We start from the raw sequence: 23,299 nt of genomic DNA on the forward strand, positions 1-23,299 counted from the left end.
GATGCCATCGATCGGAACGGTGCGCTGTCCATGAAGCCTCTCGACATCGTGCAATCCGCGCAAGGCGAGACCATGGGCACGTTCTGGTCGGTGCGTGCGGTGATGCAGGCGGAGCGGTCGCTGGCATCGCAGGTGGCGGGCATCCAGGCGGTGCTCGATCTGGTCGATGGCCAGATGAGCACGTACAAGTCCAGCTCGTCGCTATCGCGTTTCAATGCGGCGCCGGCCGGTACGTGGCACGTGTTGCCGGCCGAGTGTTTCGAAGTGGTGAAGCACGCGTTGCAGGTGGCGCGCGACAGCGATGGCGCGTACGACCCCACGGTAGGCCCGCTGGTGAATCTGTGGGGTTTCGGTCCCGATGGCGCGCGACGCGAACCGCCGTCGCGCGCATCGATCGAGGCTGCGCGTGAGCGCATCGGCTGGTGGCGCCTGAAGTTGGATGCCAGCACGCACAGCTTGTATCAGCCCGGTGGCGTCTATCTGGACCTTTCGTCGGTGGCCAAAGGCTACAGCGTCGATCTGGTCGGCCGTTTCCTCGATGCTGCCGGCATCGATGCGTGGCTCGTCGAAGTCGGCGGCGAGATGAAAGGCAAGGGCAGCAAGCCGGATGGCTCGCCGTGGCGCATCGGCATCGAGCGCCCCGGTGCGGCGAGCGGCGCCGTGCAGTACGCCGACCAGCTCAGCCAGGTGGTTTGCCTCACGGGACGCGCCATCGCCACCTCCGGCGACTATCGTCGCCAGTTCGCTGCCGAGGGTGTGACCTATTCGCACCACATCGATCCGCGCACAGGTCGGCCGGTGCCGCAAACGGTGGCTTCGGTCAGCGTGCTGGCGGGTGAGGCGATGCAGGCTGATCCGATGGGCACCCTGATGACCGTGCTGGGGCCGGAGCAGGGCATGGCGTATGCAAAAGACCGCGGCCTCGCAGTGATGTTCATCGTGCACGGCGCAAACGGGTTGGAAGAATATCTTTCGCCGGCGTTCGAGGCAGCGCTGGCGTCATGAGCCCGCCGTCCGCCACATCGAAGCGCCCCGCCTGGGGCAATCTGCTGCTTGGTGGATTGCTCGCCGCGCTGATCGCGGCGTTGATGACGCTACACGCGCACGAATGGGAATGGCACGACCCGGGCGCATTGCGCTGGTTCAGTGCAGCCATCGTGTTGCTGCTGTGGGTGGGATTTACCGTGTGGCTGGCCTGGTATCGTCGTCGCGCAACGCAGCGGCAGTCCCAGCGTATGCCGGCCACCCATGCCCATGCGTCGCGCAGCATCCTCGTCGTATTCGCAAGCCAGACCGGCAACGCCGAGCAATGGGCGCGGCAGACGGCGGACAGCCTGCAGGCAGCCGGCGAGTCGGTGCGATTGAGCGAGCTCGGACAATTGGATCCGGAAACACTGGTCGGCGCGGAGCGCGTGCTGTTCGTGGTGAGCACTACCGGCGAAGGCGATGCGCCCGACAGCGCCGCCCGCTTTGTTACGCAGTTCATGCGCTCGCCCCAGTCGCTCGCCACGCTGCGCTACGGCCTGCTCGCACTGGGCGACCGCGACTACGACGATTTCTGCGGCTTTGGCCGCGCGCTGCAGCACTGGTTGCAGCAAAGCGGCGCGACCCCGCTGTTCGATGCGGTGGAAGTGGATAACGGCGACGCGGCGGCGCTGCGCCATTGGCAACATCATCTCGCGTTGCTTTCTGGTGCGAGCGATTTGCCGGATTGGCAGTCGCCGGACTATCAGCGGTGGCAGCTGGTCGAGCGCAGCCTGCTCAATCCCGGCAGCGCAGGCGGTCCATGCTTCCATCTGGCGCTGCGTCCGTTGGATGGCGGGGCGAGCTGGCAAGCGGGCGATCTGGTGGAGATCGGGCCACGCCATGCGCCTTCCGATGTCGAAACATGGTTGACGACGCATGCGCTCGACGGCGACGTCATGATCGAGCACGCAGGTCGCCGGGCGAGCTTGCGCGAGTGGGTGTCAGCGAGTCATTGGCCGGATGGCGATGCCCGGCACGAAACGCCTGAAGCGCTGGTGGCGGCCTTGCAGGCGCTGCCGCACCGCGAATACTCGATTGCTTCCGTGCCGACCGACGGTGCCGTGCACCTGCTCGTGCGTCGCATGCAGCGGGACGACGGTTCGGCAGGCATCGGCTCGGGCTGGCTCACCCAGCATGCGCAAGCCGGTGGCGAGATCGCGTTGCGTATTCGCGCCAATCCCGGCTTTCACGCGCCAACCGATGATCGACCGTTGGTGCTGATCGGCAACGGCACCGGTCTGGCAGGCTTGCGCGCCCTGTTGAAGGCTCGTGTGGAAAAGGGCCGCGGACGCAACTGGTTGCTGTTCGGCGAACGCGAATCCGCCCACGATTTCTATCACCGCGACGAGATCCTGCAATGGCAGCGCCAGGGCATGCTCGAGCGGCTCGACTTGACCTGGTCGCGCGAGGGCGAATCACGCCTCTACGTACAGGACCGCTTGCGAGCCTCCGCCGATGTGTTGCGTCAGTGGATTGAGCAGGGAGCCGCCATCTATGTGTGCGGCAGCCTTGCGGGAATGGCCCCGGGCGTCGACGCGGTCCTGCGCGAAACCCTGGGCGACGCCAAGGTCGAACAACTGCGCGAAGCGGGTCGCTACCGTCGCGACGTCTATTGAGTTGCCGTGACCTTTAGCCTATAGGATGGCGATGCGCCGATGCCGCAGTCTGGACGGCGTTCCTTGGGGGGAGGGGTACATGCGAATGTGTTTGCAAGGCGCGCCGCGTCTCTGGCTGGCGCTGGCCTGTTTGGCGCTGTCAGCGGCGGTGACCGCGCAGGATGCACCGGCACCGGCAAGCAGCACCGCCACGCCGCCGCTGGCGATTCCACTGGCCAAGGCCCGCGCTGCCGCACCGCATGAAGCGAGCGCGCCCGATGCATGGGGCGGCGTCCGCACAGGCAACGAACCCACGCTCTCCGATCGCGTCGCAAGTTATCGCATCGACGCCGAGTTGGACGCCGCCAGGCACAGCGTCAAGGGCAGCGAACAACTCAGCTGGCGCAATCGCAGCCAGCATCCGGTCAATCGCATCTACCTTCATCTCTATCTCAATGCCTTCCAGAACGAAGGCAGCACCTTCTTCACCGAACGCAGCTTGTTCGCGGCGCATGGGCATTCGCGCGCAGAAACCACGCCAGCAAAAGGCGAGTGGGGTTGGATTGACCTGACCGGCGTGCAGCAGGGCAACGCGGCGCTGAAGTGGAGCTTCGTACATCCCGACGACGGACCGGCCACCGACCAGACCGTGGTCGCCATCGATCTCGCCGAGCCGGTGCCTCCCGGCGGCACGCTCACCTTGGATATCGACTTCGTCAGTCAGCTGCCTCGCGTGATCGAGCGCACCGGCTGGTGGGGCAACTTCAATCTGGTGGCGCAGTGGTTCCCCAAGATCGGCGTGCTCGAGCTGCCCGGCGAGCGTGGCGCCACCCAGGCGCAATGGAACGTGCACGAGTTCCATTTCAACAGCGAGTTCTACGCGGACTTCGGCAGCTACGATGTGCGGCTCACGGTGCCCTCCGACTACACCGTCGGCGCGGTCGGCGCGCAGCAGGGGGAGCCCTCCGAACAGAACGGCAAGACCACCTATCACTTCCTGCAGCACGACGTGCACGATTTCGCCTGGGTCGCCGCCAAGGGATTCCGTACGCTGGAAGGCAGCTGGCAGGGGCCGGGCAGTCCGAGCGTGGCGGTACGCGTGATCTATCCGCCGGAATACATCGCCACCGCGCAGCCGGTGCTCAAGGCCACGCTGGACTCGCTGACGTATTTTTCCGACACGCTGGGGCCGTATCCATATCGCACCGTGACCGCTGTGGTGCCGCCGTTCAATGCGGATGAAGCGGGCGGCATGGAGTATCCGACCTTCTTCACCGTCGAGGGCGACAAGGCGATCGACAAGGGCACCATGGATCAGTGGAACATCGACTTCGTAACCATCCACGAATTCGGCCACGGCTATTTCTACGGCCTGCTCGCCTCGAACGAATTCGAGGAGCCGATGCTCGATGAAGGCATCAACGAATACTGGGACGATCGCATGTTGCGCGAACGCGGCCAGCGCGTGCTCGCGCCCGGCAGCTGGTTGCGGCGCGCCGGCATCACGCCGTCGATGGAGGCGTTCGCCTTCGAACGCCTAGATGCCGGCCTGGCGCATCCGTTCGATCCGTTGGGACAGAACAGTTGGGATCGCTATTCCACCTCCAGCTACGGCACCGTGTATTCGCGCACGGCCACGGCCATGCACGATCTGGAGGAACGGTTGGGCAAGGACACGATGGCGCAGGCGATGCGCGAATACTATCTGCGCTGGCATTTCCGCCATCCCTCCGCCGCGGATCTGCGCGCGACGCTGATCGATGTTTCCGGCAATGCGCGCGCGGTGGACGAGGTATTCGACCAATTCGTCTATGGGACGGTGCGCATCGACGATCGTGTGGTGACGATCGACACCAGCAGGGTGCTGCCCGAAGCCGGCAGCTGGGTGAAGAACGGCCAGCGCACGGAGCTGACGGACGATGACCGCTACGAACAGGTGGCGAAGGCGGAAGACGCGTGGAAGAAATCCCATCCCGACACGGGAAGAACCAAGCCGGGCGCGTTTCCCATCCGCAGCACGGTCACCGTCGTGCGCGAAGGTGCGGCCGTGCCGCAGATCCTGCGCGTGACGTTTGCCGGTGGATCGCACGTCGACGTGCGCTGGGACGATGACCGCCGCTGGGCTCGTTTTGTCTTCACGGGCGATACCGCGGCAGTTTCCGCCGAACTCGACCCCGAACAAAAAGTCCTGCTCGACGACGACAAGCTCAACGACAGCCGCACCACGAAAGCCTATCCCTCGGCCTCGCGCCGCTGGACGGCCGATCTCGCGGCGCTGTTGCAGTCGCTGTACGCATGCCTGGTGACGCTGTGATGGCCTACAAGAGTTCTCGTCGTGTCGATCTGGGTGCCGTCGCATTGGCGCCGTTCGCGGCCTTGCAGTGGCGGTTGCTGCTGTTGTGGATAGTGGCCACGCTCATCGCCACGTCGGTGGCGGCGCTGCCGTTGCTGCAGTCGCTCGGCGCCTTGCTCGATCACTCCACGCATGCGCAGGTATGGGCGAAGCAGTTCGACGGCCTGATGTTCGGCGATGTCGCGGTGGCGTTGTCGAAACAGCATGCGACGCTCCATGGCGCCGGACTGGCCAGCGTGCTGCTGATGCTGCTTTGGCTGCCATGGCTCAACGGCATGGTGGTGGCGAGCGGCCGGGCAGGGCGCTCGCTCGGCTTCGGCCCGTTGTTGCAGGGTGGCCTGGCCGAATACGGCCGCATGTTTCGACTCACGCTCTGGTCGATCCTGCCGTATGCGCTCGCTGGCCTGCTGGCGCAGTGGGGGCTCGATTGGGCCGACGACCGCAGCGATGCCGCCACGCTGCAGTCGCAAGCCGACAGCGCGCAGCACATGGCGTGGTGGGCCGCCGGCATCGTGATCGTGTTGACCCAGGCCTGGGTGGAAGCCGCGCGCGCGTCGTTCATTGCAGATGTGGGATTGCGTTCGGCCACCGTCGCCATGCTCCGCGGCCTGCTGCAGCTGTTGCGGCGCCCCGTGTCGAGCTTGCTCGCCTACGTGTTGATCACCGCGTTGGGCTTCGCTTTGGCGCTTGCGTTCGGGCTCCTTCGCGCGCACACGGTGTCGGTAGGCGCGCATGGTTTGCTGTGGGGCTTCCTGCTCACCCAACTGGTGGTGGTTGCCCTGGGCTGGATGCGTATCGCCCGCTTGTTCGGGCTGGCGGAAATCGGTCGCTCGCTTGGGCTGGGCCGGCGATCCAGCCTGTAAGAGCCCGGGTCAGGCGGTGGGAAGGCGAACCAGCACCAGTTCGCCGCCGCCTTCGATGCGGACCGGATGGCTGGGGATCGGGTCGATCCACAGCATGTCGTTTGCTTCCAGCGGTTGCGAACGATGGTCGGCGATGACTTTCGCGCGGCCTGACAACAACAGCAGGAACCAGCGCCAGCCCGACGGCGCCAGCAGCACCATGGCACCGTTGAGCGGACGCACGATCAGCTCGCCCTGCACGTCGCCGCGCAACTTGAGGTTGAACGTGCGCGTGGGAGCGCTGGGCAGGCAGGTCTGCGGATCGTGGCTCAGGTCGAACTGCGCGACCTGGAGGCGAGCCAGATGTTGCGTGTGGCCATCGGCGAAGGCGAGCTCCACCGGGGCGTCCAGCGGCACGAAGTGCCGGCGCAGGTCAGTATGTGATGGAAAGACGGCTTCCTGGTCCACGTCCACGAGCGTCATCTGCCATTGCCAGTTTTCTTCATCCGGACCGCTGGCGACGGTGGTGATGTAAACCGGTCCCTCGGCCCAGGGTGAGCCGTGCAGGCTGTCGATGGGCAGGCGGCTGAGCTGGCTCATGCCCAGGCGCGACGCTTCTCGGTGCAGGGCGGGTAGTAGGCGAAGACGTGGTTGTGGGCGCCGAAGAAATCCATGTCTTCGATGTGCTCGCCGCCCAGGCGTTCGGCGACGCGGTCGGAGGCCTCGTTGCCGATCTTCACCAGGCTGATCACGCGCGGTGCGCCCAGCGCATGCCAGGCGAAGTCGAGGATGGCGCCGCCCGCCTCGGTGGCATAGCCGTGGTGGCGGAACTCGGGCTTGAGCATCCAGCCGAGTTCCAGATCCGGCCAGCCTTCGGGGCGCATCAGCCCGGCGCGGCCGATGAATTCGCCGGTGTCCTTCAGTTCCAACGCCCACATGCCGTAGCCACGCAGTTGCCAGTGACCGATCAGCATGGCCAGCGAGCGCCAGGCGTTGGTGCGGTCCAGCGGCTGGCCGTCGCCGATCCAGCGGGTGCTGGCCGGGTCGGCCAGCATCGCGGCGTAGTCGTCGAAATGACGTTCGGCCAGGGCGGTAAGGCGCAGTCGCGCGGTTTCAATAACAGGTATGTCGATCATGATCTTCAGCAAGCAAGTCGGGTGCCATCGAGCAGGGACGCCAAAGCGTGAGTGCTCGTCCGAAGGCTTTCGATCCATGGCATGCCTACGATCTTCTGCCCGGTGGCAGCGTCAACGAAGGCTTCTTCCTCTCCCGGGGGCAGCAGATGGCGGTAGTCCACCGTCATCTCCGTTCCAGCCGCGAGGTCCTGCGCGGCAAACACGAAACCCAGATGCCACAGCCCCGTGGGTTCGAAGCTGTGGTTGATATAGCACTCATCCGGCCAGTCCGGGGACACGGTGTAACGGTCCTCGAACCAGCGCGCACTGGCGTACAGCTGCGCCGACAGCTCCGGCGAGCTCACCAGCTCGTCGTGGCGGTAGGTGCGGTCGATAGCGTCCGGCGCCGTGACGATCTGTCCGGCGCGCACGTCATCCAGCAAGAACAACCCCTGACCCGCACCGGCGATGTTCGACGCGGCTATGCGGTAACGCGGAACAATCATGGCAGCCCTACGCCAATGGCAGGCGGGCGAGTGTAGGCGCATCCGGCCGGGGTTTCCATACCCGGCCGGCACCATTTGTGTACGCAAGTAATTGACGCGGTTTGTTTATTGCCCGCCGGCTTTGCCCCCTTTGGGCGCGGGCTTGGCCGGAGCGGCCACCTTGGCCGGTGCTGCCGATCCCTTGGCGGCGGGTTTTGCCGCGGCGTCTCCGCCGCTCAACAGGATGGCGCTACGGTTGCGTTCCATCGTGGCTGGGCCGAAGCCTTTCACGTGCGACAGGTCGTCGACGGTCTTGAATGGCCCGTGCTCTTCCCGGTACGCCACGATGGCCGCTGCCTTGGCCGGTCCGATCCCGTCCAACGAGTTGGCCAGGGTGGCGGCATCGGCCGTGTTGACGTTGACCGGCGTGCTTGCGAAGGCCGGCCACGCCAGCGCAAACGCCAACAGTGCTGTTGCGATCTGCTTGATCATGATGATTCCCCGTGGTTGATGCGACCTCCTCCCGGCCGCCCGATGACTGTGCCGAGCCGCCACCAGCAGGGCTGTCGGCTGTCGGCAATCGCTGCGGGGGAAATGCGCCTGATGGCGCGTGGGCCTTGGCGCCGGGGCAGGGCGCCTAGCCTGGGCTGATACAATGGCGGTCTTTTCCCACGCTGTCAGGAGTCGTCCATGGATACCGCCCGCCTCAATCGATTCATCAGCGGACTGTGGGATGACGAGATCGTGCCGCAGCTGATCGAGTACATCCGCATTCCCAACAAGTCGCCCATGTTCGACCCCAAGTGGGTGGAGCACGGCTACATGGATGCCGCGGTGAAGCTGATGGAAACCTGGGCGCGCAGCAAGCTGTCCTCGCTGCCGGGCGCCACGCTCGAGGTGGTGCGCCTGGAAGGCCGCACGCCGCTCATCTATATCGAAGTGCCGGGCACGGGCGACGACACCGTGGTGCTCTACGGCCATCTGGACAAGCAGCCGGAAATGACCGGTTGGGCCGAAGGCCTCGGTCCGTGGACGCCGGTGCTGAAGGGCGACAAGTTGTATGGCCGCGGCGGCGCCGACGACGGCTACGCCATCTTCGGTTCGCTGGCCGCGCTGCTGGCGCTGCATGAGCAGGGCGTGCCGCACGCGCGTTGCGTGGTGCTGATCGAAGCCTGCGAAGAGTCGGGCAGCTACGATCTGCCGTACTACGTGGATCATCTGGCCGAACGCATCGGCAACCCGTCGCTGGTGGTGTGCCTGGATTCGGGTTGCGGCAACTACGAGCAGCTGTGGCTCACCACCTCGCTGCGCGGCATGACCGGCGGCGAGCTGACCGTGCAGGTGCTGGAAGAGGGCGTGCATTCCGGCGACGCCTCCGGCGTGGTGCCCTCCAGCTTCCGCATCCTGCGCGAGCTGCTGAGCCGCCTGGAAGACCAGGAAACCGGCACGATCAAGCCGAAGGAACTGTACGTCGACATTCCGCAGCAGCGCATCGACCAGGCCAAGAAGTCGGCCGAGGTGCTGGGCACGGCGATCTACGACAAGTTCCCGTTCGTGGCCGGCATGCATCCGGTCACCGAAGACCTGACCGAACTGGTGCTCAACCGCACCTGGCGTCCGCAGCTCGCGGTGACCGGCGTCGACGGCATGCCGCCGCTGGAGAGCGCGGGCAACGTGCTGCGTCCGAAGACCTCGGTGAAGCTCAGCCTGCGCGTGCCGCCGACCTTGTCGGGCGCCAAGGCAGGCCAGTTGGTCAAGCAGCTGCTGGAAAAGGATCCGCCGTACGGCGCCAAGGTCACCTTCAAGCTCGAGAAGGATGGCAGCGGCTGGAATGCGCCGCAGCTGTCGTCGTGGTTGGAAGAAGCCGTGGCCAAGGCCTCGGAAACCTATTTCGGCGCACCCGCTGCATATATGGGCGAGGGCGGCAGCATTCCCTTCATGGGCATGCTGGGCGAGAAGTTCCCGAAAGCACAGTTCCTGATCACTGGCGTGCTCGGCCCGCATTCGAATGCGCATGGCCCGAACGAATTCCTGCATATCCCCACCGGTAAGAAGGTGTCGATGGTGGTGGCCGATGTGGTCGCCCATCACTACGCGCAGGGCGCCAAGGCCTGAACGTGATCGTCGCCTCGGCTGCTGGCCGAGGCGACGCGTTTTCTGCCCGTGCTGGATGCCGGTAGCGACCGGATCGGTCCGTTCGGGCTCAGCCAGGGGCAGCCATGTCCGATCCAACCAACGATTACGCCTATCTCGCCCATAACTGGGCGGCCGTGCGCGAGCGTGTCGACGCGGCGTGCCGTGCGGCGGGGCGTGAGCCGGGCGAGGTGTCGATTCTTCCGGTGAGCAAGACGTTCGGTCCGGAGGTGGTACGCGCCGCGATGGCATTGGGCCTGCATCGCTTTGGCGAGAACAAGGTGCAGGAGATCCGCAGCAAGTCCGAGGCGCTGGCCGGCGAGTCGATCGAGTGGGTGGTCATCGGCCACCTGCAGACCAACAAGGCCAAGGAGGTGGCGCGGCTGGCCAGCGAAGTGCAGTCGCTGGACCGGCTGGAGCTGGCCGATGCGCTGCAGCGGCGGCTGGAGATCGAGGATCGCTCGCTGGACGTGCTGATCGAGGTGAAAACCTCGCCGGAGGACAGCAAGCACGGCCTGCCTGCCGATCAGCTGTCGTCTTTCCTTCACGCGCTGCGCGGCTACGACCGACTTCGTGTGCGCGGCCTGATGACACTGGCGGTGCAGTCGGATGACGCCGAAGCGGTGCGGGCCTGCTTCCGCCAGTTGCGTCATCTGCGCGATGCCGGACAGGATCAGGGCCATGATTTGGCACGACTTTCCATGGGCATGAGCGGCGATTTCCCGCTCGCCATCGCCGAGGGCGCGACCGAAATCCGTGTCGGCACAGCCATTTTCGGTGTGAGACAGATCCCAAAAACGTACGGTACCGGATTGAATAATTAGTTCACTAATTGATCAATATGTAACCAATTTGACACAGCTTTCATTTAGAAATCAGTCATTTATCACTCGGGAGATACCAAGCATAGGCCGTGCCAGATTTCGAAACGACGGGGTACAGTTAACCGCGTCCGAACAAACGATCTAGATCTCTTTGCTAAGTTCACGACTCCATCACGGCCCGTCCACCTCTGGCTGACGGTCTAACTCACGAACTGCAAAGGGATTTGTCCCACATGCCAACGAAGCGAATTTTCGCCGCTGCTGCGCTTGCTGGTGCACTGCTTACGTCCCTTCCGCTTTTCGCTGAACCGCTTACCGCCACTCCGGCCACCGCGCCGTCCTCGGCCACCGTCACACCGAATCTGATGGGCCAGCTGTCGCTGTTCTCGCCGGCCGCCATGCTCGCCCAGTCCGCCGCTCCCGCCCAGCTCGCCGCCAAGGCTGCCGCCGCCGACAAGTCGGCCGGCGCGGTCGACGAAGACGACGCCGATGGCGACGGCATGCCCGATAGCGGCGTCAGCGCCGTTGCCGCCCTCGCCAACGACACCTCCGATCTGCGCAAGACCCTGATCGGCATGGCCATGCAGCTGCGTGACATCCGTTACGTGCGCGGCGGCCACGATCCGTCGACGGGTTTCGATTGCAGTGGCTTTGTCCGCTACGTGTTCGCCCATGCGGTCGGCCTCGAGTTGCCGACCAACTCCGCGTCGCAGTTCGTGGCTGGCCTCAACGTCAACCGCGGCGACATGAAGCCGGGCGACCTGGTGTTCTTCCGCACCGCCGGCAAGCGCGGCCAGGGCCGCGTCTCGCACGTGGGCATCTACATCGCCAACGGCCAGTTCATCCATTCGCCCTCGCGCGGCAAGACCGTGCGCGTGGACAGCCTGGACCAGTCCTATTGGGCGCAGCGTTTCGCCGGCGCCAAGCGCCCGGGTGCGCTGGCTCGCAGCTGATTTCGACGTCACCGTCAGTCAAAGGCCGCCCAATGGGCGGCCTTTTTTTATGCCTGCGCATGAGGCCTGGCCGTTAACTGCCGAGTTGCTGAAGCTCGTCCGACGGGACGATGCGGAGACCGCTTCCTGGGGCCTTGGCCAGACGCCACATGGCGGTGGCCACGGTGCCGGCCTCGATGCCGCGCCAGCGGCCGGGCAGGACGCGTGAGAACGGTGCGGCGAAGATCTCGCCCATGCGCGGCTTGTGGCGAGAACCGAGCAGCAACGAAGGCCGCACGATGGTGAGCCGTGGCCATTCCTGCTTCTGCAGCGCGAGTTCGAGCTCGCCCTTGGTGCGGTTGTAGAACAGCCGCGAAGAAGGCTCCGCGCCCAGTGCGCTGATCACCAGATAGTGGCTGGCGCCCAGGGCGCGCGCATGTTTGCCCAGCGACAGCGGCAGGTCGTAGTCCACCATGCGAAACGCTTCGCGCGACCCGGCCTGCCGAATGGTGGTGCCCAGGCAGCAGAACACGGTGTCCGCCTGCCCATGCAACTGCGCGACCAGGTGGCTGACCATGCCCACCGGGTTCTCCAGCTTGGGATGGGGTGGCAATGGACGGCGCGTCGGTGCGTATACGTGCGCCACGCTGTCGTCCGCCAGCAGCAGCGCGAGCAGCTTCTGCCCGGTGAGCCCGGTGGCACCGGCAAGCAGGACATGGCGGGGCGCAGTGGTCATGGCGACATTCTATGGCGATGATCGTTATTGCAGCGGAAGGGCTGCCTGTCTGGGCATGAACCCCGTGTTCGGAAATCGTTTTTACCCCAGGCAAAGCGACGCCGCTCGCCACCTTGGCTTCCGGTTCGACCGGCTCTAGGCCGGACGGCCGTGGCGGTGCTGGGCGGCTACGGTTACGCTTGGGCAGATCACCTCGCGGATTTTCCCCGATATGCCGTTTGACCTTCCTCCCGTCACCCGCAACCTGCTGATCGCCAACGTGGCGGTGTACCTCTTGCAACAGGTGATGGGCGAAACGCTGCTGACCTACTTCGCGCTTTGGCCGTGGGGCCCGGATCAGGTCGCCGAGGGCGCGCAGGGGCTGGTGTCGGTGGGTTTTCGTCCCTGGCAGCTGGTCAGCTATGCCTTCATGCACGGCAGCCTGACCCATCTGTTCTCGAACATGCTGGCGCTCTTCATGTTTGGCGGCCAGATCGAGCGGGTGTTCGGCGCGCGCAATTTCATCGTCTACTACTCCGTTTGCCTGTTGATCGCTGCGCTCGCCCAGTTGATGGTAGTGCAATGGTTTACCGGTGGTTTCTATCCGACGCTGGGTGCGTCGGGCGCCATCTTCGGCATCCTGCTGGCGTTCGGCATGCTGTTCCCGCACGAGAAGATGATGCTGATCTTCCTGCCGATTCCGATTTCGGCATGGGTATTCGTCACGCTTTACGGCCTGGCCGAGCTTTTCATGGGCGTCACCGGCACGCAGGCGGGCGTCGCGCACTTCGCGCATCTGGGCGGCATGCTCGGTGGCTTCGTGCTGATCCAGTACTGGCGGGGCAAGCTCCCCATCAAGCCGCAGCGTCGTCTCTACCGTTGATCGCTGCAGTCCTCGTCTTTCGGCCGTCTCCATGACCCAGCATCTTCAGCGTCGACTGACGTCGCGTCACATTACGTTCATGGCGCTCGGCATGGCCATCGGCGCGGGCCTGTTCCTCGGCTCGGCCGATGCGATCAAGCTGGCTGGACCGTCGGTGTTGTTCGCTTATCTGTTCGGTGGCGTGATGATCTTCATCATCATGCGCGCGCTGGGCGAGATGACCGTGCGCGATCCGGTCGCCGGTTCCTTCAGTGTCTACGCACAGCGCTATCTCGGTCCGTTTGCAGGCTTCGTCACCGGCTGGAATTACTGGCTGCTGATGGTGGGCGTGGGCATGGCCGAAGCCACCGCCGTTGGCGCGTACATGCACGAGTGGTTTCCCGATTGGCCGCGCTGGATCTGGGTGCTTGGCAGCGTGGTGATGATCGGCGGCCTGAACCTGCTCACCGTGAAGATCTACGGCGAGATGGAGTTCTGGTTCACCCTGGTGAAGGTGCTCACCGTGCTGGCGATGATCGCCGGCGGCCTGGCCATCATTTTCGTCGGCTGGGGCAACGGCGGGAAGCCGACGGGACTGTCGAACCTGTGGTCGAACGGCGGCTGGTTTCCGCACGGTCTGCTCGGCATGGTGCTGGCATTACCCGTGGTGGTGTTCTCCTTCGGCGGCGTGGAAACCGTGGGCATTGCCGCGGGCGAAGCAGCGCAGCCCGAGCGCACCATTCCGCGTGCGGTCAATTCGGTGTTGTGGCGCATCCTGATCTTCTACGTGGGCGCGCTGTTCGTGATCATGGCCATCTATCCGTGGAACGGCCTGGGCGAGCATGGCAGTCCGTTCGTCACCACCTTCGCCAAGCTGGGCATTCCGCAGGCGGCCGGGTTGATCAACTTCGTGGTGATCACGGCGGCACTCTCAGGCTTCAACTGCACCACCTTCAGCGGCAGCCGCATGTTGTACAGCCTGGCGTGCAAGGGGCAGGCGCCGGCGGCGCTGAGCAAGGTGAACGAGCAGGGCGTGCCGGTGCGCGCGATCCTGGTGACGCTGGCCGTGCTGTTGTTGGCCGTGCTGCTCAACTACCTGGTGCCGGCCAAGGTGTTCGGCATGATGATGTCGATCCTCTCGTTCAACACGGTGTGGACCTGGACGATGGTGCTGCTGGCGCACTACAGCTTCCGTCGCCAGCTGCGCGCCCGCGGCGAGGCGCCCGCGGGTTTCCGCCTGCGCTGGTGGCCGCTCAGCGGCATTGTCTGCCTGGCCTTCCTCGGCTTCGTGGTAGTGATGCTGGGGGTGAGTCCGGATACGCGCGTGGCGCTCTATATCGGCGCCAGCTGGGTTACCGTGTTGGCGATCACCTACCGTCTATTCCAGGTGGAAGGACGTATGGAGCTTGCAGCGCAAAGTTAGACTTGGGCGCGGTTTTCGCCGCACATCAAGGAGTCTTCATGTGCGTACCATCGGGCTGATCGGCGGCATGAGCTGGGAATCCAGCGTGCTTTATTACCAGTGGATCAACCGCGGTATTCGCGATCGATGCGGCCCACTGCATTCAGCCAGGCTGCTGCTCGACAGCCTCGATTTCAGTGAAGTGGTGGCCTGGCAGCGCGAGGGCAACTGGGACGCGGCAGGCGAAGCGCTGGCAGCATCGGCGCGTCGGTTGGAAGCAGGCGGCGCCGACTGCATCATGTTGGCCACCAACACCATGCACAAAGTGGCCGATGCGATTACCGAGGTCACCACGCTGCCGTTCATCCATATCGCCGATCCCACCGGCGCGGCTATTGCGCAGCGAGGCATGAAGTCGGTGCTGCTGCTGGGCACCGCGTTCACCATGAACGACAGCTTTTATCGCTCGCGCCTGCAGGAACGACACGGCGTGCATTGCCTGCTGCCTTCGGAGCCGCAGCGCGCGCAAGTGCATCGGATCATCTACGAAGAACTTTGCGCCGGCGTGATCACCGACGCGTCGCGCGATACCTATCGCACCATCGTCAACGAGGCGATGGCCGCTGGCGCGCAGGGCGTCATTCTAGGCTGCACCGAAATCGGCTTGCTGCTGGGTCAGCAGGATGTGTCATTGCCGTTGTTCGACACGGCCGCCTTGCATGCCGACGCAGCCGTAGCGTTTGCGCTGGATCAAGCCACGCCCTAGTTCATCCAGGGCGTGGCTGTGCAGCTTATCGCAGTGCGAGGAAATCCGGACTCACCACGAAGCGCACCGCGTCGAGACGCAAACGGGCTCCCGGCAAGGCCTTGAGCAGCGCCGTGCGCTCGTCGGTGATGGCCACCACTTCCGCTTCGCTGATGGCCGGATTGACCGCACGCAGGGCGAGCAAGCGCGACAGTTCGGCATCGAGCGTGTCGGTGGCCAGCGCCACCGCTTCATCGACATTCGCCTTGGCGCGTTCGCTGGCAATGGCTTCCGCCTTCTCCAGCATGGGCGGCACCAGCTTGGCGAGGAACTTGCGGTAGCGCGCCACTTCGATGGTGCGATCCGCGGCCTTGCGCAGGCCGACGTCGCTGGGGCGGAAATCCGCGCGTTCGGTCAGTCGCGTATCGATGGTGACGACGATCGGCTGCGGCGGCAGGAAACGTTCGGCATCGAGCTTTCGGTCGGCCACGCATTCGATCAGGAACACGCTTTGCAACAGCGCGCTGCGCGGCGGCAAGGCGTCGTCGACGAGGAAGGCCGCGTTGCCCTGTTCGTTGGATAGCGTGAGGTCGAGCGCGCCCAGCACCATCGGGTGATCCAGGCGCAACAGCGGCAACTCTTCGCGCGCCAGCGCCACCTCGCGGGCGAACGTAACGGCTTGCGGACCTTCGGCGAAGCCGGGCAGGGCATCGGTGGACAGATACTGCGGATCGAGCAGCAGCACCTTGCCGCCCAACTCTTCGGCGTGAATGCCGAAGCGCTCCAGCAAACCCTGGATGAAGGCGTCGCGGCTCGGATCGTTGTCCTCGCGCGTGAATGCCTGCGCCAGTTCGTCAGCGTGCAGGTCGCGGCTGGCCGCGAGTTCCAGCAAGTGGTCGCGGCCATCGCGGATCAGCTCGGCCATTTCCTCGTGCGCACCGCGCGTTTCCGCGAGCAGTACGTCGAGTTCCTGGTCGCGATTGTCGTCGCCGCGCGCGTGCTCGCTGGCCAGACGCGACAGCGCATCGCCAAAGCGGCGCAGCAGTTCGCGGCCGTCGGCCGGACTGGAGCGGAATGCATCGACGCCTTCGTCGTACCAACGGGCGAGCACATGTTGTGCGCTATCGGCCACGGCGAGCACGTGAATACTGATGTCGTGCTTCTGGCCAATGCGGTCGAGGCGACCGATGCGCTGTTCCAGCAGATCCGGATCCAGCGGCAAGTCCCACAGCACCAGGCGATGGGCGAACTGGAAGTTGCGTCCTTCCGAGCCGATCTCCGAACACAGCAGCAAGCGCGCACCATCGGGCTGCGCGAAGTACGCCGCGTTGCGATCGCGCTGCACGATGCCCAGGCCTTCGTGGAAACGTGCCACGCCCACGCCGCTCTTGGTGCGCAGCGCTTCTTCCAGCGCCAGCACCTTGGCCTGGCTGCGGCAGATCAGCAGGAACTTGTCCTGCGGATGTGCATCTAGCAGGGACACCAACGCGTCGATGCGCGGGTCGTTGCCGTAATCGATCTCGATGGTCGGCGAAGGCTGCTGGATATCGGCGTGGAACTCGCCGAGCAGCGCCTGACGTGCCTCGTCGCTCAGCATGTCCTTGTCGATCAGGTGCCAGACGGGCGCGCGCTTGGGAAAGCCGCCGATGCTGGCGCGGCGATTGCGGAACATCGCGCGACCGGTGCCGTGGCGATCGATCAGCGCGGCGAGAATCTCGCGTGCGTGCTCCGGCTTGGTGGTGTCGACCAGATGTGCCTGCAGCGCATCGTCGCCGGCGAAGGCCTCGCGCAGCGTGGCCAGTTGTGCGTCGTCGAGTGCCTTTCCATCCAGCAGCCGATCGGCAACTTTCGACAGACTGTGGAAGCGGTCCGATTCGGCCAGATAGACGTCCAAATCGTGATAGCGCTGCGGATCGAGCAGGCGCAGGCGGGCGAAGTGGCCGCTGCGGCCGAGCTGTTCCGGCGTGGCGGTAAGCAGGATCACGCCCGGCGTGGCCGCGGCGAGCTGATCCACCAGCGTGTAGCGCGGACTGGCCGCGTCGGGTGCCCAGGCGAGATGGTGGGCTTCATCGACCACCAGCAAGTCCCAATGGGCGTCGAGCAGCTGCTGCGCGCGCTTGGGCGATTGCTCCAGGAAGGTGAAGTCGGCGATGACGAGCTGCTCGTCCTCGAACGGATTGGAGGTGTCGCCGCCTTGTTCCAGCGACTCGCAGCGTTCTTCGTCGTAAATCGAGAAGCTCAGGTTGAAGCGGCGCAGCAGTTCCACGAACCACTGGTAGACCAGCGTATCGGGCAGCAGCACCAGCACGCGCCCGGCGCGGCCAGTGGTGAGCTGGCGGGCAATGATCATGCCGGCCTCGATGGTCTTGCCCAGGCCCACTTCATCGGCGAGCAACACGCGGGGAGGGCGGCGCGATGAAGCAATGCCTGCCACGCGCAACTGATGCGGCACCAGCCCGATGCGCGATGCACCCAGGCCCCACGCCGGCGAGCGGCGCGCCTCGGCACGGCGCTTGAGACCTTCCAGACGCAATTCGAAGTGGGAGACGGGGTCGGTGCGGCCGCCGATCAGGCGGTCATCGGCCTGGCTGACGCTCTGTTCGTCGTCGAGCTGGCCTTCTTCCAGCTCACGGCCCTCGCCGCGATAGACCAGCAGGTCTTCCCGTACTTCCACCCGCTCGACCAGAAACGCCAGGCCCTTGCCCGCCACGCGCTGGCCAGGACGGAATTCCGCGCGCACCAGCGGCGCCGAGTCCACCGCGTAAGGCCGCAGCACCCCCGCCTTGGCAAAAAGAACTTGCACCCCGCGTCCCTCGACGCGCAGCACGGTGCCAAGGCCAAGCTCAGGCTCGGCGGTGGAGATCCAACGTTGACCGGGTACGAACATGCGTCACTTATGCGGGGCACAGAAGGGGAAATTATCCGCTGCTTGGCCCTGGATGACCATGCCCAAGAAAAAGGGCTCCAGAAAGGGGCCCTTTTCTTCGCACTTGCCGTTGTGTTCAACGTGAAGAGGCCGTCATGAGCTACCAGCAATTGCTGTCTGTTCCAGTGACGGTCTGTACGCCAAGGTTGGTGATGGCGTAATCCCCGCACGTATCTTTCTGCTGATCGCCCTGTGCCGCCGCCGTGGCTGTAAAGCCGTTGGTCGGCGTGCCCAGGGTGAGGGTGACGTTGTAATAGTCCTGCGTGGCGCTCGGAGCCTGAATGGTCGCGCCGGTGTAGCCCAGATCGGTCAGAGCACCGTACTTGTTCTGCGTCGCGTAGTACTTCTCCTGACGACTTGCTACGTCCAACAGCGTGGTCTTTGCCGCCGTACGGCGCGACTTGCGCACTTCGCGCATGTACTGCGGCATGGCGATGGCGCCCAGGATGGCGATCACGGCCACCACGATCATCAACTCGATCAGGGTGAAGCCACGCTTGCACTGACCGGAGGCGGACTCCGGTCGGGCAAGGCCAAAGCGGGTGTGGTTTGTCGTTGCTGTTTTCATAGGTTCACTGGTTCTGGACATGTCCAACTCCCCTTAGTGGACTTGCAGCCACGTCAGGCGCTTGTTGTACATCGAGCCCGGCGGATTGATCTGGTTGACGGCGCCCGCACCGTTCACGGTCTGGCTGACCAGATAGGGCAGCTTGTTCGCCGTGACCACCGACGGGCTACCCGTGGCATTCAATGCGATGCCGCTGACCGGCGCGCCGCTGATGTTGACGAAGTTGCCGCTGGCATCGGAGAAGAATGAGTTCTGGAACGCGCCGCCGTTGGCCGGGTTGATCGCCATGGTCCAGCCCTGCGCACTCTGCACCGTACACGTCAGCGGCGAATTGTTGGCCGGTACCGTCGTGTTGACGATAAACGAACCGTCCGTCTCGATCGGGCTATAGATGACTTGCTCGGTCTGGTTCTTGCCGCCCACGCCGCTCACGCCGTTGGCGCCGGGCAGGCTGAGGTACCAGCCGAACTGCGTGCCCGGCGAGGTGCTGAGCTTGCCCTGCGCATCGATGCTGGCGCAGGTATTGCCCACGAAGCAGATCGAGTTATTGCTCAGCGTGCGCGCACCCTGGCCAATACCCGACTGCGCGGCGCTGAACGTGCCTGTGACGGTTTGCGCCTGCAACTGGCCGATGCTGATGCCCGAAGTCGGCTGAGAACTGGCTGGCAAGCTGGCGTAGCCAGCGCCAGCGGTGCCGCTCTGGCCATAATCCCAGTCCCAGATGCCGTAGAGCCCTTGTTGACCCGAGGAATACTGGATGTCCGCGGTAGTCGTCTGCGGAATCACCGAGCCGGTGCCGAACTCGATCATCACACGCGGCTGGCCTGTCGCCGAAGGCGCCACCGACAGCACCATCAATTGAGTGGCGATGGGCTGGTTGGTGATGGTTGTCGCGGTCACAGTGCCGGTACCCGAATCCGTCACCGAACTCGAACCCATGAGCGTGCCCGGCTGCGCCGATACCGAGAGCGTGGTCGTGACCGGCGTGACCGTAGCGGCGCCACTGGTGGGCGTTACGGTGGTGGTCGTGGTCGTGGTCGTGGTGAACAACGGCGTGGCGCTGGAATTGCCGTAGTTGAACACGGCCCAATCCGTCGCGGTTTCGCTGCTAAGGTCAAAGCGCCAGACATTGCCGTAGTTGTCGCCGGCATAGACCACGTCGGTGATGTGGTCGCCATCCAGATCCACTGGCGTCACATAGGCGATGCCATTGGGGTTGGCAGCGGAGCCCACGCCGGTGCTCAGGTAATACACCTTGTCGAGGGCGCCGGTGCTGCCGATGGTCATCACGAAAATGCCGGCATCGCCCGTGCTGCTCTTGAAGCCGTTGCCGAAAATGATGCCCCACTCGCCGTTATGCAGACGGCGGATCTGCGGCGTGCCATAGGTCTGGCCCAGGTTGCTGCCACAATTGGTGGTGCCTGTGCACGACAGCGTGCTGCCGTTCCATTCGCCCTTGACGATGCTTGCCGCGTTGGCATTGGTGAATTGCGTGGGATCGGTGATGTCCAGCGCGAAGATCGCCCTGCCGCCCGGCCCCAGGCCGCTCACCAGCCAGGTGTGCCAACTGTTGTTGTAGAACAGGTCGCCGGTGCCCGGTGTGGCATCGACATAGTAAGCGTGCGAGTACTTGGGATTGGCGTAGTCGAGCGTGTTCTGAGCGTTGTGGATTTTCTTCAGCACGGCCTGCGGCATGTATGCCATGACTTCGAGGCCGTCGTTCGGCGTCGTACTGTTGTCTATGTAGTTGCCGTTCTTATCGTACGAGCCGGTGCGGAAGCCGTGCAGAAAACCGTCGTTGGCACCGTCGTACACCACGTTCAAGCGCGTGGCCGAGCTGGCGAGGAAGGCGGAGTACAGCGCGCCTGAGTTTTCCGCCGGTGTCTGATCAGGATGGAGCTTGTCCGACCAGCTGTCAGCATAGGGGGCGGATGCCGGACCCACCCACGTGGGGCCGGAGTCGATGATATCGGCGAGCACGCTGTTGCGGTCGCGGAAGATCTGCGACGTCGTAGCATTCTTTGCCGGTTGTTCGTTGGAGCGATCGCCCATCAGGTAGGCAAGTCGATCCTGACCATGGGTATCGTCGTTCAGCCAGCCTTGCTGCGTTGCAGTGAGATTGTTCCAGGTCAACTGGATGCCCGTATTGCTGGTGGCGCCGCCGACGGTGGTGTCCTGATAGCTGTAGATCACGCGGTTGCTGGCAGACTGCGCGGTATTGGAACCGTTGGTGGACTGGCAGGCTCCGCCGGTCAGTACGCACGATGCATCCCAGTTGGCCACCGGGCTGATCGAGACGGCGCTGCCGGTCACCACCAGGTTCTGCGCGGTTAGCTGACCCCACCAATTATTGGTGTGATAAGCGGCCAGATAGACCTGAGTACCTGTTCTTACCTCACCCGACTGGATGTTCAGTCCGGCCGAGCTAGCCGAGGTTTCGGCTGGCGTCACCTGGAAACAGGTGATTTCATGCACGTTACTGCTGCCGCCGGTCGAACCGCCGAAGCCGAACAGAAAGGAGGAAGGAATCGGCGCATTCGATTGCGTGATGTCCTGTCCGGTCAATACTGGGTTATAGGTGCCGCCGTTGTAGCTGTACCAGAGGCTGAGCAGGCCCGCCTGAGTGATCTGCAGTTTGTACGAAATCGGCACGGCATCGGTGCGCTTCTTGGCCGATTCGAGCGCGATCGGCGTCGAGGAATCCAGGTTCACGAACGCACCGGGAATGGCGGCGTAGTCGGGGAACTGCTGACTGAAATTATTGGTGATCTGTTGCGAGGTCGCCTTGAACGTGATGGCGTAGTAGTTGCCATCTGAGCCCAGGCCATACATGGTGCCGGTGCCGGTGTAGCCGCTGGCATTGGCCGAGGAAGGCGTTGTGACGGTAGCGCCAGTCTGGGTGAAGGGATAGTCGGTCTCGGTGGCGGTTACGACGGTTTCCGTGTTTTGCGAACCCACGCAGGTAACGCCATTATTTGTCTTCGTGAAATTGCTATTGGTCGTTGTCTTGTCGGAGCCCAGATCGGAGCGAGACTTTTGCACGCCGGCGCCGAGTTGATAGAGCCCGCCGGTGTAACTGAGCGTGCTGCTGCTGCCGTTCTGCTGACCGCCAGTCGTAACGGTGCTGGGAGTGCCGGTCGACGCACTGACCGTGGGGCAGTTGCTGAGACCGGTGCTCTTGTTGTTCTTGGTGGCGCTGGCCCAGGTCACGGCGGATGTCTTTACCGTGGTGGTGGTGGCGATGGCCGTCGGGATGAACGGCTTGCCCGAGTTGTACGTGTACGCCAGGTTGTACAGCGTGGTCTTGGTTGACCATGAATACGTGCCGCCGTTCTTGCAAGTGGCCTGCACGTCGGACTTGGTCGCGTTCTTGTTATACGCCTGCAGAGCAGCGAGATTGACGTTGCCGTACGCGCGCAGACCGATGCGCCCTGGCTGATACTGATTGCCGTCGCCGCCGTTGCTGGTGCCCGCCTGGCTGCCGGTACCGGTGTTGTCAGGCGAGTTGAGGAAGTTGCCGAACTCATCCATGCCCAGCCCCATGTACGCGCCGGCCATGCCTTCGTACGGGCTATTGGTATTGGAACAGCTGTAACCGAGACTGCCGCCCCAGGAACCGATGCTAGGCACAGCGGTCAGCTGATTGCCCGAAGAGTCGTTCAAGGTATTGGCCAGACCATTGGTGCTCGCAGCACCCAGCAGGTAGAAGCCGATACCGTCGGCGCCGTCCTTGGCAGTGCCGCCCGAGTTGCCGCCGTAGGTATAGGTAGTAAAAGTAACTTGAATACCCAGGTTCGATGCGTACGGCTGCGTGTCGATGATCGCGCCGTTCTCGCTGAAGCTGTTGGTGAGTCGAAGCGCGCCGCTGCCTGCCGCATCGGCATTGGTTGAGCCCAGGCCGACCAGGGCCGTGCTGTTGGCGGTGTCGGCGCTGTAGTAGGTGCTGGCGAGCGATGCACATGACGGAATCAAGCCGCCGTTCGAAGCGGCCTGTCCGTTACCCGCGGTAAGACATGCTCCGTTGAACGCCTGCCACGGCAATTGCGCCGTCGTGCCGGTGAAACCGTCCTGGATAACGTTGGATGCGGTCTGCGCCTGCGCGGACGAACCCATGACCAGGCCGCCTGCAAACATCAGGCTCGCCGCCAGGGCAATCCTGCAGCCCTTCATACGAATGTTTTTCATCAGAGTCCCCCGAGATTCTTGATGCCGCTGGACGTTTCGTACGTGCTCTGCACCACGGCCACGGCGTTGGAATTGCCGCCGTAGGCCAGCGCGGTGACCTGATACAGCTGGCCCGCGCCGTCCGGCGAAATGCCCAGATACTGAATGTAGAACTGCGGATTGCCGTAGTACTTGCCCGCTCCGCCGGTGGGGTCAACAGGCAACACGATGTTCATGGTGGAGTAGGGGAGGCCATTGCCCAGCGACATCGGCACTGCCGATGTCGCCGGAACGATATTCACGCCGTTCTGGCAGATGGTCGCTGTGGACAGCGGAGTCGCCGTGGCGCAGGTGCCGCCCTGGACGAGTGAGGACTGCGTGGTGGCGAGCAGATACTCGCCGTATTGCAGCGTGCTCTGTGCCACCTGGAACGCACGCGCCTTCTCCTTGGAGTTGGCCGCCATGTTTTCCTGTGAGGTGAAGCTCCGATACATGCTGACGCCCAGAAAAGTCAGCACCAGCAGCATCACCATGGCTGCGATCAGGATATAGCCGTCTTGACGGCCCTTGCTTGGTTGGATTGCCGGTTTCATGGGCATGCCTTGCGACGGT

Annotated in this window: 19 protein-coding genes; 10 read left to right on the forward strand and 9 right to left on the reverse strand. The window is 64.2% G+C overall.

Going from position 1 to position 23,299, the window contains the following annotated elements; translation table 11 throughout:
- The first annotated feature begins 30 nt into the window (after window positions 1-30).
- The 4 genes from ISP20_RS05870 to ISP20_RS05885 all read left to right on the forward strand — a co-directional run bounded on the left by ISP20_RS05870 (window position 31) and on the right by ISP20_RS05885 (window position 5,837).
- Window positions 31-1,005, forward strand: a complete 975-nt coding sequence (locus ISP20_RS05870; RefSeq protein WP_204635140.1) for an FAD:protein FMN transferase — start codon at window positions 31-33, stop codon at window positions 1,003-1,005.
- Complete coding sequence (locus ISP20_RS05875) at window positions 1,002-2,642, forward strand: sulfite reductase subunit alpha (RefSeq protein ID WP_204635141.1); 1,641 nt, start codon at window positions 1,002-1,004, stop codon at window positions 2,640-2,642. The genes ISP20_RS05870 and ISP20_RS05875 overlap by 4 nt, the downstream gene beginning before the upstream one ends.
- A 79-nt stretch (window positions 2,643-2,721) precedes the next feature.
- Window positions 2,722-4,935 carry a M1 family metallopeptidase gene (locus ISP20_RS05880; protein ID WP_239535382.1) on the forward strand — a complete coding sequence of 738 codons (2,214 nt, stop codon included), beginning with the start codon at window positions 2,722-2,724 and terminating at the stop codon, window positions 4,933-4,935.
- A complete protein-coding gene (locus ISP20_RS05885; RefSeq protein ID WP_239535384.1) occupies window positions 4,917-5,837 on the forward strand; it encodes a hypothetical protein in 921 nt (306 codons plus the stop codon). Before ISP20_RS05880 ends, ISP20_RS05885 begins: the two co-directional genes overlap by 19 nt.
- A 9-nt stretch (window positions 5,838-5,846) precedes the next feature.
- Here the strand turns inward: ISP20_RS05885 and ISP20_RS05890 are convergent, their stop codons facing one another.
- The 4 genes from ISP20_RS05890 to ISP20_RS05905 form a co-directional block, all read right to left on the reverse strand.
- Entirely contained in the window at window positions 5,847-6,416 is a 570-nt protein-coding gene (locus ISP20_RS05890) for a HutD family protein (protein ID WP_204635142.1), read from the reverse strand.
- The gene (locus tag ISP20_RS05895; RefSeq protein ID WP_204635143.1) at window positions 6,413-6,952 is read right to left on the reverse strand and encodes a GNAT family N-acetyltransferase; all 540 of its coding nucleotides are present in this window, start codon (window positions 6,950-6,952) and stop codon (window positions 6,413-6,415) included. The genes ISP20_RS05890 and ISP20_RS05895 overlap by 4 nt, the downstream gene beginning before the upstream one ends.
- A 5-nt stretch (window positions 6,953-6,957) precedes the next feature.
- Window positions 6,958-7,437 (reverse strand): SET domain-containing protein-lysine N-methyltransferase, encoded by a 480-nt coding sequence (locus ISP20_RS05900; protein ID WP_204635144.1) that lies wholly within the window; start codon window positions 7,435-7,437, stop codon window positions 6,958-6,960.
- A gap of 105 nt (window positions 7,438-7,542) precedes the next feature.
- Window positions 7,543-7,908, reverse strand: coding sequence for a ComEA family DNA-binding protein (locus ISP20_RS05905; RefSeq protein ID WP_204635145.1), 366 nt, complete (start codon window positions 7,906-7,908; stop codon window positions 7,543-7,545).
- Between the two features lie 198 nt (window positions 7,909-8,106).
- Between ISP20_RS05905 and ISP20_RS05910 the strand changes: the two genes are divergently transcribed.
- The 3 genes from ISP20_RS05910 (at window position 8,107) to ISP20_RS05920 (ending at window position 11,326) form a co-directional block, all read left to right on the forward strand.
- On the forward strand, window positions 8,107-9,531 hold the full coding sequence (locus ISP20_RS05910) for a M20 family metallopeptidase (protein ID WP_204635146.1): 1,425 nt from the start codon (window positions 8,107-8,109) through the stop codon (window positions 9,529-9,531).
- Between the two features lie 104 nt (window positions 9,532-9,635).
- Entirely contained in the window at window positions 9,636-10,373 is a 738-nt protein-coding gene (locus ISP20_RS05915; protein WP_204635147.1) for a YggS family pyridoxal phosphate-dependent enzyme, read from the forward strand.
- Between the two features lie 233 nt (window positions 10,374-10,606).
- Window positions 10,607-11,326: a C40 family peptidase gene (locus ISP20_RS05920; protein ID WP_204635148.1), complete on the forward strand. Its 720-nt coding sequence runs from the start codon at window positions 10,607-10,609 to the stop codon at window positions 11,324-11,326.
- Window positions 11,327-11,399: 73 nt separating this feature from the next.
- Here ISP20_RS05920 and ISP20_RS05925 read toward each other — a convergent pair whose 3' ends face one another.
- Window positions 11,400-12,041 (reverse strand): Rossmann-fold NAD(P)-binding domain-containing protein, encoded by a 642-nt coding sequence (locus ISP20_RS05925; protein ID WP_204635149.1) that lies wholly within the window; start codon window positions 12,039-12,041, stop codon window positions 11,400-11,402.
- Window positions 12,042-12,252: 211 nt separating this feature from the next.
- On the opposite strand from ISP20_RS05925, the gene ISP20_RS05930 reads away from it, so the two are divergent.
- From ISP20_RS05930 to ISP20_RS05940, 3 genes are read left to right on the forward strand one after another with little or no spacing between them, the layout of a single operon-like run.
- On the forward strand, window positions 12,253-12,903 hold the full coding sequence (locus ISP20_RS05930) for a rhomboid family intramembrane serine protease (RefSeq protein WP_204635150.1): 651 nt from the start codon (window positions 12,253-12,255) through the stop codon (window positions 12,901-12,903).
- 31 nt (window positions 12,904-12,934) lie between these two features.
- Window positions 12,935-14,305 carry an amino acid permease gene (locus tag ISP20_RS05935; protein WP_204635151.1) on the forward strand — a complete coding sequence of 457 codons (1,371 nt, stop codon included), beginning with the start codon at window positions 12,935-12,937 and terminating at the stop codon, window positions 14,303-14,305.
- 40 nt (window positions 14,306-14,345) lie between these two features.
- Window positions 14,346-15,050: an amino acid racemase gene (locus ISP20_RS05940; RefSeq protein ID WP_204635152.1), complete on the forward strand. Its 705-nt coding sequence runs from the start codon at window positions 14,346-14,348 to the stop codon at window positions 15,048-15,050.
- Between the two features lie 25 nt (window positions 15,051-15,075).
- Here ISP20_RS05940 and rapA read toward each other — a convergent pair whose 3' ends face one another.
- From rapA to ISP20_RS05960, 4 genes are all read right to left on the reverse strand, one after another.
- On the reverse strand, window positions 15,076-17,916 hold the full coding sequence (gene rapA, locus ISP20_RS05945) for an RNA polymerase-associated protein RapA (RefSeq protein ID WP_204635153.1): 2,841 nt from the start codon (window positions 17,914-17,916) through the stop codon (window positions 15,076-15,078).
- Window positions 17,917-18,055: 139 nt separating this feature from the next.
- Window positions 18,056-18,544: a type IV pilin protein gene (locus ISP20_RS05950; RefSeq protein WP_275586777.1), complete on the reverse strand. Its 489-nt coding sequence runs from the start codon at window positions 18,542-18,544 to the stop codon at window positions 18,056-18,058.
- Window positions 18,545-18,556: 12 nt separating this feature from the next.
- Entirely contained in the window at window positions 18,557-22,708 is a 4,152-nt protein-coding gene (locus tag ISP20_RS05955) for a PilC/PilY family type IV pilus protein (RefSeq protein WP_204635154.1), read from the reverse strand.
- Window positions 22,708-23,280 (reverse strand): pilus assembly PilX family protein, encoded by a 573-nt coding sequence (locus tag ISP20_RS05960; protein ID WP_204635155.1) that lies wholly within the window; start codon window positions 23,278-23,280, stop codon window positions 22,708-22,710. The genes ISP20_RS05955 and ISP20_RS05960 overlap by 1 nt, the downstream gene beginning before the upstream one ends.
- Between the last annotated feature and the right edge of the window lie 19 nt (window positions 23,281-23,299).

The sequence above is a fragment of the Dyella kyungheensis genome, from assembly GCF_016905005.1.
Classification (GTDB): Bacteria; Pseudomonadota; Gammaproteobacteria; order Xanthomonadales; family Rhodanobacteraceae; genus Dyella; species Dyella kyungheensis.

What these genes read in the sequence shown, in the direction of transcription:
- ISP20_RS05870 (WP_204635140.1), top strand. Translation starts at nt 31, where the DNA reads ATGAAGCCTCTCGACATCGTGCAATCCGCGCAAGGCGAGACCATGGGC.
- ISP20_RS05875 (WP_204635141.1), top strand. Translation starts at nt 1,002, where the DNA reads ATGAGCCCGCCGTCCGCCACATCGAAGCGCCCCGCCTGGGGCAATCTG.
- ISP20_RS05880 (WP_239535382.1), top strand. Translation starts at nt 2,722, where the DNA reads ATGCGAATGTGTTTGCAAGGCGCGCCGCGTCTCTGGCTGGCGCTGGCC.
- ISP20_RS05885 (WP_239535384.1), top strand. Translation starts at nt 4,917, where the DNA reads ATGCCTGGTGACGCTGTGATGGCCTACAAGAGTTCTCGTCGTGTCGAT.
- ISP20_RS05890 (WP_204635142.1), bottom strand. Translation starts at nt 6,416, where the DNA reads ATGAGCCAGCTCAGCCGCCTGCCCATCGACAGCCTGCACGGCTCACCC.
- ISP20_RS05895 (WP_204635143.1), bottom strand. Translation starts at nt 6,952, where the DNA reads ATGATCGACATACCTGTTATTGAAACCGCGCGACTGCGCCTTACCGCC.
- ISP20_RS05900 (WP_204635144.1), bottom strand. Translation starts at nt 7,437, where the DNA reads ATGATTGTTCCGCGTTACCGCATAGCCGCGTCGAACATCGCCGGTGCG.
- ISP20_RS05905 (WP_204635145.1), bottom strand. Translation starts at nt 7,908, where the DNA reads ATGATCAAGCAGATCGCAACAGCACTGTTGGCGTTTGCGCTGGCGTGG.
- ISP20_RS05910 (WP_204635146.1), top strand. Translation starts at nt 8,107, where the DNA reads ATGGATACCGCCCGCCTCAATCGATTCATCAGCGGACTGTGGGATGAC.
- ISP20_RS05915 (WP_204635147.1), top strand. Translation starts at nt 9,636, where the DNA reads ATGTCCGATCCAACCAACGATTACGCCTATCTCGCCCATAACTGGGCG.
- ISP20_RS05920 (WP_204635148.1), top strand. Translation starts at nt 10,607, where the DNA reads ATGCCAACGAAGCGAATTTTCGCCGCTGCTGCGCTTGCTGGTGCACTG.
- ISP20_RS05925 (WP_204635149.1), bottom strand. Translation starts at nt 12,041, where the DNA reads ATGACCACTGCGCCCCGCCATGTCCTGCTTGCCGGTGCCACCGGGCTC.
- ISP20_RS05930 (WP_204635150.1), top strand. Translation starts at nt 12,253, where the DNA reads ATGCCGTTTGACCTTCCTCCCGTCACCCGCAACCTGCTGATCGCCAAC.
- ISP20_RS05935 (WP_204635151.1), top strand. Translation starts at nt 12,935, where the DNA reads ATGACCCAGCATCTTCAGCGTCGACTGACGTCGCGTCACATTACGTTC.
- rapA (WP_204635153.1), bottom strand. Translation starts at nt 17,916, where the DNA reads ATGTTCGTACCCGGTCAACGTTGGATCTCCACCGCCGAGCCTGAGCTT.
- ISP20_RS05950 (WP_275586777.1), bottom strand. Translation starts at nt 18,544, where the DNA reads ATGTCCAGAACCAGTGAACCTATGAAAACAGCAACGACAAACCACACC.
- ISP20_RS05955 (WP_204635154.1), bottom strand. Translation starts at nt 22,708, where the DNA reads ATGAAAAACATTCGTATGAAGGGCTGCAGGATTGCCCTGGCGGCGAGC.
- ISP20_RS05960 (WP_204635155.1), bottom strand. Translation starts at nt 23,280, where the DNA reads ATGAAACCGGCAATCCAACCAAGCAAGGGCCGTCAAGACGGCTATATC.